This is a genomic window from Actinosynnema sp., assembly GCF_052038725.1.
In genome coordinates this window covers 1-10,569 of the sequence record NZ_JBQGCX010000955.1, presented here as the reverse complement: position 1 = coordinate 10,569, position 10,569 = coordinate 1, and the positions used below count along the sequence as shown (strand labels likewise).

Annotated in this window: 8 protein-coding genes and 1 pseudogene; 2 read left to right on the top strand and 7 right to left on the bottom strand. The window is 74.1% G+C overall.

Going from position 1 to position 10,569, the window contains the following annotated elements:
- Nucleotides 1-158 precede the first annotated feature (158 nt).
- Nucleotides 159-737, top strand: coding sequence for an NUDIX domain-containing protein (locus ACTUAL_RS20250; protein ID WP_096491700.1), 579 nt, complete (start codon nt 159-161; stop codon nt 735-737).
- Nucleotides 738-1,027: 290 nt separating this feature from the next.
- Here ACTUAL_RS20250 and ACTUAL_RS20245 read toward each other — a convergent pair.
- Nucleotides 1,028-2,851 (bottom strand): annotated as a pseudogene (locus tag ACTUAL_RS20245) (terpene synthase family protein); the annotation flags it as partial.
- Nucleotides 2,852-3,366: 515 nt separating this feature from the next.
- Between ACTUAL_RS20245 and ACTUAL_RS20240 the strand changes: the two are divergent.
- Nucleotides 3,367-5,748 carry a tetratricopeptide repeat protein gene (locus ACTUAL_RS20240; protein WP_440901355.1) on the top strand — a complete coding sequence of 794 codons (2,382 nt, stop codon included), beginning with the start codon at nt 3,367-3,369 and terminating at the stop codon, nt 5,746-5,748.
- Here ACTUAL_RS20240 and ACTUAL_RS20235 read toward each other — a convergent pair.
- From ACTUAL_RS20235 to ACTUAL_RS20210, 6 genes are all read right to left on the bottom strand, one after another.
- On the bottom strand, nt 5,720-6,736 hold the full coding sequence (locus tag ACTUAL_RS20235; protein ID WP_440901354.1) for a LacI family DNA-binding transcriptional regulator: 1,017 nt from the start codon (nt 6,734-6,736) through the stop codon (nt 5,720-5,722). The genes ACTUAL_RS20240 and ACTUAL_RS20235 overlap by 29 nt on opposite strands.
- A 71-nt stretch (nt 6,737-6,807) precedes the next feature.
- On the bottom strand, nt 6,808-7,128 hold the full coding sequence (locus ACTUAL_RS20230) for an L-rhamnose mutarotase (protein WP_096491696.1): 321 nt from the start codon (nt 7,126-7,128) through the stop codon (nt 6,808-6,810).
- 17 nt (nt 7,129-7,145) lie between these two features.
- Nucleotides 7,146-7,712: a hypothetical protein gene (locus ACTUAL_RS20225; RefSeq protein WP_440901353.1), complete on the bottom strand. Its 567-nt coding sequence runs from the start codon at nt 7,710-7,712 to the stop codon at nt 7,146-7,148.
- Nucleotides 7,709-8,539 carry a carbohydrate ABC transporter permease gene (locus ACTUAL_RS20220; RefSeq protein ID WP_440901352.1) on the bottom strand — a complete coding sequence of 277 codons (831 nt, stop codon included), beginning with the start codon at nt 8,537-8,539 and terminating at the stop codon, nt 7,709-7,711. The genes ACTUAL_RS20225 and ACTUAL_RS20220 overlap by 4 nt, the downstream gene beginning before the upstream one ends.
- Nucleotides 8,536-9,486, bottom strand: coding sequence for a carbohydrate ABC transporter permease (locus tag ACTUAL_RS20215; RefSeq protein ID WP_440901351.1), 951 nt, complete (start codon nt 9,484-9,486; stop codon nt 8,536-8,538). The genes ACTUAL_RS20220 and ACTUAL_RS20215 overlap by 4 nt, the downstream gene beginning before the upstream one ends.
- A 4-nt stretch (nt 9,487-9,490) precedes the next feature.
- Nucleotides 9,491-10,569: ABC transporter substrate-binding protein (locus tag ACTUAL_RS20210; protein WP_440901350.1), on the bottom strand; the 1,079-nt coding region annotated here is incomplete at its 5' end.

Genomic DNA, 10,569 nt, shown 5'->3' with positions numbered 1-10,569 from the left:
GGTGACCACCTTGTTGCCCGTCTTATCCGTTGACCCCTGGGTGGGGGTGCGGGCCCCGGGGGCGGGCGCAGCCCCCCCGGGGCCGGGCATTCGGGTGTTCGGGCCTGGCGCCCGCGCGGTGCGGAGGCGGGGGGCGGGCGGCCGTGTTGGATGGCGGCATGGAGCCCGGACGACTTCCCGAGTGGCGCACGCTCGGCACGAGCACCGTGCGCGTCACCCCGTGGTTCGAGGTCCGCCAGGACGAGGTGGTCCGGCCGGACGGAGTCCCCGACACCTACCACCACGTGCGCTCGCCGGGGGCGGTGAGCGTGGTCGCGCTGGACCGGGAGCGGCTCGTCGCGGTGACCCGGCAGTGGATCTACACGCACGGCAGCAGGCAGTGGCGGCTGCCGTCCGGGGCGATCGAGCGGCGGGACACCGGCCCGCGCGCGGCGGCGGAGCGCGAGCTGGTGGAGGAGACCGGGATAAGCGCGACCGACTGGGTGGAGCTGGGGCGGGTGAACGGGGCCGACAGCTTCACCAACCACGTCGACCACCTGTTCCTGGCGACCGGGCTGTCCACCGGGGCCACGAGCCTGGAGGGCGGCGAGGCCGACCTGGAGCTGAGCTGGATGCCGTTCGACCGGGCGCTGGGGATGGTACTGGCCGGGGAGATCCGGCACGCGGGGAGCGTGACGGGGCTGCTGCTGGCGGCGGCCCGGCTCGGCGCGGAAGGCACGGGGGGCACGGACGGCTGAGACGCGACGGGCCCCGGACCACCGCCCACCGGACCGCTCACCGCACCGCCGCCCACCGCGCTGCCACCCACCGCACCACCCACCGGGCCGCCCGCCGTGCCGAAGTGCCGCACGAGGTCCTCGTCGTGGTAGCGCACGCAGTTCTCGTGCCAGTTCACGATCCCGGCCATCCAGTCCTTCAGCTCGTCCCCGTAGTCGAGCAGCGCGCGCCGGGCCACGTCGTCCAGCCCGAGGTCCTCGAACATCTGCGGCATCTCCACCTCCAGCACGTGCCGGAACTGCCGGATCCTGGCCTCCTGCAACCGCTCCACGACCTCGAACGCCCGGTCCAGGTCGCAGTCCAGGAAGTTCTGCACCACCACCACGAGGTTGTGCACCTCGCCCTCGTACTGCACCTCCTTGCGGTGCGAGTACAGGTCGTTGACCATCCACCCGTAGTCGGCGGCCGAGTTCTCCAGGTTCTGCAGGGTCCGCGTCCGGTAGACCTCCGGCGGCACCCGGTCGCCGTGCGCGAAGCGGGCCAGGCTCTTGGTCAGGTCGGACCCGAAGGTGTCCCGGCGCATCTCGACGTAGTCGACCGGGTCGGGGATGCGGTTGAGCTGCTGGTTCTGCAGCTCCCACAGCCAGGCGTCGAGCATCCGGGAGACGGCGGTGCGCATGGTCCTCCTGGCGTCGACGCCCATCGGCGCGGTGGTGCGCGCCCACAGGTCGGCCAGCATGTGCTCCAGCGGCACGGCCGGGGCGATCGGCGCCGGGCCCTCCACGGCCATGAGCTGCTTGAGCCGCTCGGTGAGGGCCTTGGGCGCGGCCATGCCGGGCGTGCGCCCGAAGACGTACGGGTAGTAGTCGTCGCCGTAGGTGCCGAACGCCAGCCAGTCCGCGGACAGGTTCAGCGCCTCGGCGGTGGCGTCCGGGTCGAGCCCGGCCGAGCACAGCGCGAAGTCGTAGTCGCGCACCTTCCGCTCGGTCCACACGGCGGGCGAGTCGTCGTAGACGCCCATCCGGCCGACCCACCCCACGTTGTGCTCCAGCGCGGACTTCCAGTGCGGGCTCAGCTTCACCTGGTACGGCAGGTGCGTGTTCGGCCTGCCGCGCGGCGGCACCTCGGCGAACGGCCGGTGGGTGAAGGAGCGCGCCCGCTGCGGCAGGGTCGTCAGGATCGAGCGCAGCTCGGACGTGCCGAGCCCGGTCGGCCCGCCGAGCAGCGGGTGGCCGGAGGCGACCGCGCCCTGGTTCATGTACCGGCTGGAGCGCGTGTGCCACTCGTGGCCGCCGGACTGCCAGTCCTGCAGGCCCTTCACGTACGCCAGCACCGCGAGCCTGCCCAGCGGGTCGACGCCGTGCTCGTCCAGCAGCGGCGGCACCTCCACCAGCGCGGTGTGCTCGAACTGGTGCAGCCGCGAGGTGAGCAGGTCGTTGACGGCCTCGGCGGCGGACTGGGTGTCGACGTCCAGGAACCGCTCCAGCACGAGCACGCCGTTGCTCAGCTCGCCCTCGTCCTGCACCTCGCGCTCGTAGGAGAACAGGTCGTTGCGCAGGTGGACGGCGTCGGAGAAGGTGTCGCGGAGCACGCCCAGCGGCCGGGAGAGCGCGATCGAGGCGGGCACCTCCATGCCGGTGACGTGCTCGACCAGGTTCGCCGACCAGGGCGCGCCGCCGACCTTGCGGCGCATCTCGACGTACTCGATCGGGTTCGACAGCCTGCCCTCGGAGATGTTCGCCAGCTCCCACAGCGACTCGTCGAGCAGGTGCTTGGTGTTGTCGGCGAACCTGCGGCGCCAGTCGGCGGTGTGGACGGGCGTGGTGCGCGCCCACAGGTCGGCCAGGCCCTTCTCGACCGGGTTGGTCGGCTCCTCGGTGATGGGGCCGTCGACGGGCATGAACAGCGGGAGGCGGTCCAGGTAGGCCTTGGCCCCGGCCATGTCGGGGTTGCGCTTGTACAGCTCCAGGAAGTGGTCGTCGAAGTAGAAGACCCACACGTACCAGTCGGTGACCAGGTCCAGGTCCGCGGCGGTGGCGTCGGGGTGGGTGTAGGAGCAGAGCAGCGCGTAGTCGTGCGAGTCGAGGTCGGACTCGTCCCAGATGACCGTGCCGTGCTGCGGGACGTCGATCATGTCCATGGACCGCGCCCACGCCTTGCTGTGCGCGCGGGCCTGCTCCAGGTTGGGGTTCAGCCGCGCCGGGTGGGGCATGTAGAACTCCGGCAACTGGAACGGCTGCGGCATGGGTCTGGAACCTTCCCTCGGGTGGCCGTCGGTCCCCGTCTCGTGGACCGCGATCAGCCCGGAACGCAATCAGCCGGGGAGGCGCGCGGCCAAGCCGGCGCGGCGGGTTCCACTCGTTGGGGAACAGGTTTCCCCCCACCGGATCAGCTCGGGCCGGGAGCGGGGCGCGGCGGCGGGTCGCGGGCGCGGCGCGGCGGTGGACGTGGCGCGGGCCCGAGCGCGCCGGGCGCCGCCGACCAGGCGCGATGCCGGGGGCGGGGTGCGGCGACCGCTCGGCGCGGCGGTGGCGCCACCCGGACGCGCGAGCGACGTCCACCCCGATAGGGGGACGCACCGCGTTGCCACCGTCACGGTGCGTGCTGGACAATCCTGGACCTGTCCGGACGCTTCGCGCTGGAGGTGGCATGACGGGCGCACCGCGTCGGTCGGGCGGGGTCTCCCCCGCCCTGGTGCGCACCCTCTCCGACCTCTCGCGCGAGCTGGAGCTGCTGCGGGGCAGGGCCGCGCGGGGCAGCGGCAAGGCCAAGGTCAGCCTGGCCGAGCTGGCCGCGCAGGTGGGCGTGCCGAAGTCGACCATGCACACCTACGTCACCGGCAGCACCCTCGCGCCCGCCGACGTGCTGGACCGGGTGGTGATCGCGCTGGGCGCGACGCCCGCCGAGCAGTCGCTGTGGGGCGAGGCGTGGTTCCGGGTGGCGGAGAGCGTCCACGAGGCCCGTAGGCAGCACCGGCCGCCGCCCGTCGACCGCCCGGTGCCCCGGCAGCTGCCCGCCGCGCCCGGCCGGTTGTTCACCGGGCGCTCCCGCGAGCTGGCCGAGCTGGACGCGGCGGTGGCCGGTCCGGGCTCGCCGCCGGTCGTGGCGCTGGGCGGCGCGGGCGGCGCGGGCAAGACGTGGCTGGCGCTGCACTGGGCGCACCACAACCTCGACCGCTTCCCGGACGGGCAGCTGTACGTGGACCTGCGCGGGTTCGACCCCGGTGGCACGCCGGTCTCACCGGAGGTCGCGCTGCGCGGGTTCCTCGACGCGCTGGGCGTGCGCGCCCCGTCGTTCCCCACCGACCCCGCCGCCCAGGTCGGGCTGTACCGCAGCCTGGTGGCGGACCTGCGCGTGCTGGTGGTGCTGGACAACGCCCGCGACCTGGCGCAGGTGGAGCCGCTGGTGCCCGGCGGCGCGTCGGCGACCGTGCTGGTGACCAGCAGGCACAAGCTCCCCGGACTGGTGACCACGCACGGCGCGCGGTCGCTGCGCGTCGACGTGCTCGGGCCCGCCGCGTCCCGCGACCTGCTGGGCCGCCACCTGGGCGCGGAGCGCGTGGCGGCCGAGCCGGAGGCGGTGGACGCGGTGGTCCGCACCTGCGCGGGGCTGCCGCTGGCGCTGGGCCTGGTGGCGGCGCGCGCGTCGACCGAGCCGGACCTGCCGCTGCGCGAGCTGGCGCAGGAGCTGGGCCGCTCGGCGTCGAGCCCGCTGGACGCGCTGGAGCTGGACGACACCGGGCTGCGCTCCACGTTCTCCTGGTCCTACCGGGACCTGCCCGCCGACGCGGCGCGCGCGCTGCGGCTGCTGGGCGCGTGCCACTGCCCGGACCTGGCCGCGGCGGCCGTCGCGGCGCTCACCGGCGGCGACCCCGTCGGCGCGGGGCGGGCGCTGGCCGTGCTGGGGCGGGTGCACCTGGCGCGGCGGTCGCCGGACGGGCGGTTCCACACGCACGACCTGGTGCGCGCGTACGCGGCGGACCTCGCTGCGGCGCACGACGGGCCCGCGGCGGTGGACGCGGCGGTGGAGCGGCTGGTCGAGCACCTGCTCGGGCGGGTGGCGTCGGCGATGGACGTGGTGGCCCCGTACGAGCGGCTGCACCGGCCGGCGGGCGGTGGCGCGCCGCCGGGGTTCGGCTACGCGGAGGCGCTGGCCTGGCTGGACGCCGAGCGGCACAACCTGGTGGCGCTGGCCGCGCGCGGCACGCCCGAGCAGACCGGCAGGCTGTCCACGTCGCTGCACCGCTACTTCGTGGTGGGCGCGCACTTCGCCGACGCGCTGGCGGTGCACGGCCACGCGCTCGACCGCGCGCACACCGGGGAGGCCAGGTCGAACGCGCTGCGGCACCTGGGCGCGGTGCACCGCTGGCTGGGCGACTACGACCGCGCGCTCGCCCACAACGAGGACGCGGCGGCGCTGGCCGGGCAGCTGGGCGACCGCAGGCTGGAGCACGCGGCGCTGAACAACATCGGCATCATCCACGAGCGCACCGGTCGGCACGCCGAGGCGCTGGCGCACTACGAGCGGGTGCTGCGCTACGCGGAGGAGACCGACGACCGCTTCGCGCGCGGCACCGTGCACCACAACCTGGGGAGCCTCTACCAGCGCATGGCCGACTACCCGCACGCGCTGGAGCACTACCGGGAGGCGCTGGCCGTGGCGGGGAGCGCGGACGACCACAACCTGCGCGGGTTCACGCACAACGACCTGGGGCGGTTGCACGTGCGGCTGGGGCAGCAGGCGCGGGCCCGCGAGCACCTGGAGCAGGCGCTGGCGCTGGCGGTGGAGCACAACGACCGGAGCCTGCAGACCGAGGTGCTCAACGCGCTCGGGGAGCTGCACCACGCCCTGGGGGACGTGCCGCGCGCTGGGGCACCACCGGGACGCGCTGGTGCTGGCCGAGGGCGTCGGGCGGGCCGACGAGATCGCGCGCGCCGAGCAGGGCATCCTGCGCTGCGCGGGCCGCGGGACGTGACCGGCGCTCCGGCGACCCCGGCCGCCCTCAGCGGACGCGCCTGCTGGACTCCCTGACCACCAGCTCCGGCGCGAACAGCACGTGCTCGTGCTCGTGGTCGCGCGGCCCGGTGCTCTCGGCGATCACCAGCTCGGCCGCTTTGCGCCCGATGAGCGTGCGCGGCTGCCGGACCGAGGTGAGCGGCACGGCCGCGGCGGCGGCGAAGTCGATGTCGTCGTAGCCGACCACCGCGATGTCCTCGGGGACGCGCAGCCCGGCGCGCAGGAACACCTGGAGCAGCCCGAGCGCGAGCAGGTCGTTGGCGCAGAACACCGCGTCCGGCCGCCGGGCGCGGGTCAGGATCTGCTCGGCCGCGCGCTGCCCCGAGGCGACGTTCAGCGCGGTCACCGGGATCTCCTCCAGCGCGTCCACCGGCTTCCCCGCGCGCGCCACGGCGTCGCGGGCCCCGCGCAGCCGCTGGCCGGTCTGGTGCAGGCGCGCGGGCCCGTTGACCATGGCCACCCGCTCGTGCCCCTCGGCCAGCAGGTGCGTGACGGCCAGGTCACCGCCCGCGCGGTCGTCCACGGCCACCGAGCACAGCTCGGGGTCGTCGGTGGGGTGGTCGAGCAGCACCACGGACAGCCCTCGGGCGCGCAACCGGCGCACGGCGGTGAGGTCGGCGTCGACCGGCGTGATCAGGACGCCGTGCACGCGCTGCTCGGCCAGCAGCTCGACGTGCCTGGCCTCGCGCTGGGCGGACTCGGCGCTGTTGCACAGGATGACGGCGTGCCCGGCCTCGCTGGCGGTGTCCTCGACGCCGCTGGCCACGTCGGTGAAGAACGGGTTGGCCACGTCCAGGACCATCAGTCCGAGCGCGCGCGGGGTGCCGGAGCGCAGCTGCCTGGCGGCGTCGTTGCGGACGAAGCCCAGCTCGGTGATGGCGCCCAGGACGCGCTCCCTGGTGGCGGCGGCCACCAGCTCGGGGCGGTTGAGCACGTTGGAGACCGTGCCGACGGACACGCGGGCGCGCGCGGCGACGTCGCGGATGCTGACCGCTGCCCCCAACGGTGTCCTCCCTGCCTGCGCGTGAGCGCATCCTAGCCGCCCGCCCTCAGGCGACCGGCGCTCGCACGCCCTCAGTCCAGGTGGAAGACCTCGGTGAGCGGGGCCATCGCCTCGTCGGGGTCGCGGCCGTCGAGCGCGGTGAAGTACTCGGCCATCTCGGCCTGCCAGCGGGCGTTGACCTCGCGGTCGCGCATCCCGGCCTGCGCGGCGTCCCAGTCGGGGGTCTCCAGGTAGCCGACCAGGAGGCCGTCGTCGGCCAGGAACAGGGTGTAGTTGCCCCACCCGGTCTCGCGCAGCGCCCGCCGCATGTCCGGCCACACGTCGCGGTGCCGCTCGCGGTACTCGGCGAGGCGGTCGGGGCGCACCCGCAGCAGGAAGCAGATCCGGCGCACCTTCGAACCTCCAGCGGTCACCGGCCGGCCACCGCGACCGACGCGAACACGAGCAGACCCGGAGCCACGACGGCGAAACCGGGCGCTTGCAGCACCACCAGCACGACCACCACGAGCGCGCACGCGACCGCGACGTCGCCCACCACCCCCGCGGGCGGGGACGCGAGCAGCGCGGACCAGCGCGCGCCCGGCTCCCACCGCGCGGCGCAGCGCAGCAGCACCACGACGACCGCGACCAGCGCGAGGCCGATGGCGGGCCCCAGCACCGCGCCACCGGGCAGCCCGCCCAGCAGCGCCAGCACGTCCAGCGCCCCGACCACCAGCAGCAGCGGCGGCAGGGCCAGTGCGAGCGGGTCGCGCAGGCCCGCCACCAGGTCGGCGGCGAACGCGCGCGCGGTGGGCGTGCGGCCGTCGGCCACCAGGGAGCGCAGCGCCCGCGCGCCCGCGCCCGCCGAGGCCAGCGCGGTCACCACGGGCAGCGCGGCCAGGCAGACCAGCACGCCCACCAGCAGCACCTCGGCCAGCAGCGCCAACCGGGCCGACCGAGCCACCCGCGACGGCGCCGACTCCGCGCGGCGCGTCACCCCTTCACCCCCGAGGTCGCCACGCCCTCGACCAGGAACCGCTGGAACGCCAGGAAGAACAGCCCGATGGGCAGCAGCGCGAGCACCGACATGGCGAACATCGGCCCGAACGCCGACTGCGTGGCCTGGTCGATGAACAGCTGGAGCGCCAGCGGGAGCGTGAACCGCTCCGCGTCGTTGAGGTAGATCAGCTGGCTGAAGAAGTCGTTCCAGGACCAGATGAACGAGAAGATCGCCGTGGTGATGAGCGCCGGTCGCAGCAGCGGCAGCACCACGTGCCGGAACACCCCGGCGGGACCGCAGCCGTCGAGCGTGGCGGCCTCGTCCAGCTCGCGCGGCAGGGTGCGGATGAACTGCACCATCAGGAACACGAAGAACGCGTCCGTGGCCAGGAACTTGGGCAGCACCAGCGGCCAGAACGTGTTGACCATTTCGAGCTGCTGGAAGATCACGTACTGCGGGATGAGCACCACGTGGTGCGGCAGCATGATCGTGATCATCATGAACCCGAACATCGGCCCCCGGCCCCGGAAGTGCAGGCGCCCGAACGCGTAGGCCGCGAGCGCGCACGACACCACGTTGCCGACCACCGCGCCGAGCGAGACCAGCAGCGAGTTGCCGAAGTAGTGCCACACCCCGAACTCGCCGACCCCGTCGAAGACCTGCGCGTAGTTGTCGGTGGTCGGGTCGTCGCCGAGCGGCGACAGCGTCGACAGCACCTCCTCGGCGGGCTTGAACGAGGTGCCCACCAGCCACACCACGGGGTACAGCAGCAGCACCAGCGCGGCGATCACGATCCCGTGCCACAGCACCTTCCGCGCCGTCACCGGCCCTCCTCCCCGGCGTAGAACACCCAGCGGCGGGCGCTGCGGAACACCAGCGCGGTGATCACGGCGACCACGGCCAGCAGCACCCACGCCATCGCGGACGCGTAGCCCATCCGGAAGTCGGTGAACCCGCGCTGGTACAGGTACAGCGGGTACAGCAGCGTCGAGTCGCTCGGCCCGCCGCGCCCGCTGCTGACCACGAACGCGCCGGTGAACGCCTGGAACGCGTTGATGACCTCCAGCACCAGGTTGAACAGGATCACCGGCGTGAGCATGGGGACGGTGATGGAGGTGAACCGCCGCAGCGGCCCGGCCCCGTCGATCGCGGCGGCCTCGTGCAGCTCGCGCGGCACCTGCTTCAACCCGGCCAGGAAGATCACCATCGGCGCGCCGAACTGCCAGGCCGCCAGCGCGACCAGCGCGTAGAGCGCGTACCGCGGCTGGTCGACCCACCCGCCGAGGTCGAGCCCGAGCGCCGACAGCGCCTCGTCGACCGTGCCGCCGGTGGAGAACATCGCCCGCCACACCAGGGCGACGCTGACGCTCGCGCCCAGCAGCGACGGCGCGTAGAACGCCGACCGGTACAGCCCGGCGCCGCGCCGGGACCGGTTGAGCAGCAGCGCCACCGCCAGCGCGAGGCCGAGCTTGAGCGGCACCGACAGCAGCACGTACCGGGTGGTGACGCCCGCCGCGTGCCAGAAGCGCTGGTCGCCGGTGAACATGGTGGTGTAGTTGTCCAGGCCGACCCACTCCGGCGGGTCGAACAGGTTGTAGTCGGTGAACGACAGGTACAGCGACGCCGCCATCGGCCCGATGGTCAGCAGCGCGGCCCCGGCGATCCACGGCGACAGGAACAGGTAGGCGATCCCCTGCCCCGCGCGGGCCCGTCGCGCGCGCGGCGGCGGGGCCTGCGCGCGGGGCGGGCGGGTGAGCGCGGTGTCCACCACGGCGTCAGGAGCCCAGCGCCTGCTCGGCGTCGCGCACGACGCGCTCGGCGGCCTCGGCGATCCCGACCCGGTTGAAGATGACGTCGTCGTAGGTGCGCTGGAAGTCCCGCTTGACCGCGGCGGACCCGGTGGGCCACGGGCCGAACGAGGGCCCGATCTTGTCCTCCTGCGCGCTCTCGTGGTCGCACACCAGCTTGTTGGCGTCGACGGCCGCGCCGCACACCTGCTCGCGCACCTTGGAGTTCGGCGGCACGCCGCGCGAGGCGCCGAGCACCTTGCCCGCGTCGGGGTCGTTGACCAGGAAGTCGAGCAGCTTCGCCGCCGCGTCCTTGTGCTTGGAGCGCTGGGAGACCCCGAACAGCACGGGCGGCAGCGCGGCCATGCCGGACTCGGCGGTGTCGCTGGGCAGCGGGGCGGTGCGCACGGTCGGGCCGTAGGAGGTGAAGTAGCCGGTGAGGGAGGAGTCGTAGCCGATCTCCGAGGCGGATTGCCTGGTCACCATGCCGGAGTTCTGCACGGAGCCGTCCATCTTGGTGGTGACCTCGGGGGCGGTGGCGCCCTTGCCGGGCCGCAGCGCGGAGACCATCGTCCAGTACTCGGTGAGCTCGGCGGCGTCGAAGCCGAGCTCGCCGTCGTCGGTGTAGAGCGCGCCGCCGTTCTGGTGCAGCCACACCTCGAACCAGTCGACGGCCCAGCCGAAGTCGGTGGTGCCCGCGACCGAGCCGGCGGCGCCGACCTTGTTCATGGCCTCGGCGAACTGGGCCCAGGTCCACTTCTCGCCGGGCGCGCTGGGCACGGTGGCGCCCGCGGCGGCGAACGGGGCGGGGTCGAACACGAGCATCTGGGTGGTCTGGCCCGCGGGGATGGCGTGCTGCTTGCCGTCGACCTCGCCGCCCGCGAGGAGGGTGTCGGGGATGTCGTCGGTCTTGATGTGGCCGCCGACGTGCTCGGTGAGGTCGGCCAGCACCCCGCGCCCGGCGTACTCGCCGACGGTGGCCCGGTCGAGCTGGAGCAGGTCGGGCCCCGCGCCGCCCGCGACCTGGGTGGAGAGCTTCTGGAAGTACGCGTCGTACCCGCTGTACT

Bases quoted from the DNA above. Each gene is read 5' to 3' on its own strand.
- ACTUAL_RS20250 (WP_096491700.1), top strand. From the start codon at position 159: ATGGAGCCCGGACGACTTCCCGAGTGGCGCACGCTCGGCACGAGCACC.
- ACTUAL_RS20240 (WP_440901355.1), top strand. From the start codon at position 3,367: ATGACGGGCGCACCGCGTCGGTCGGGCGGGGTCTCCCCCGCCCTGGTG.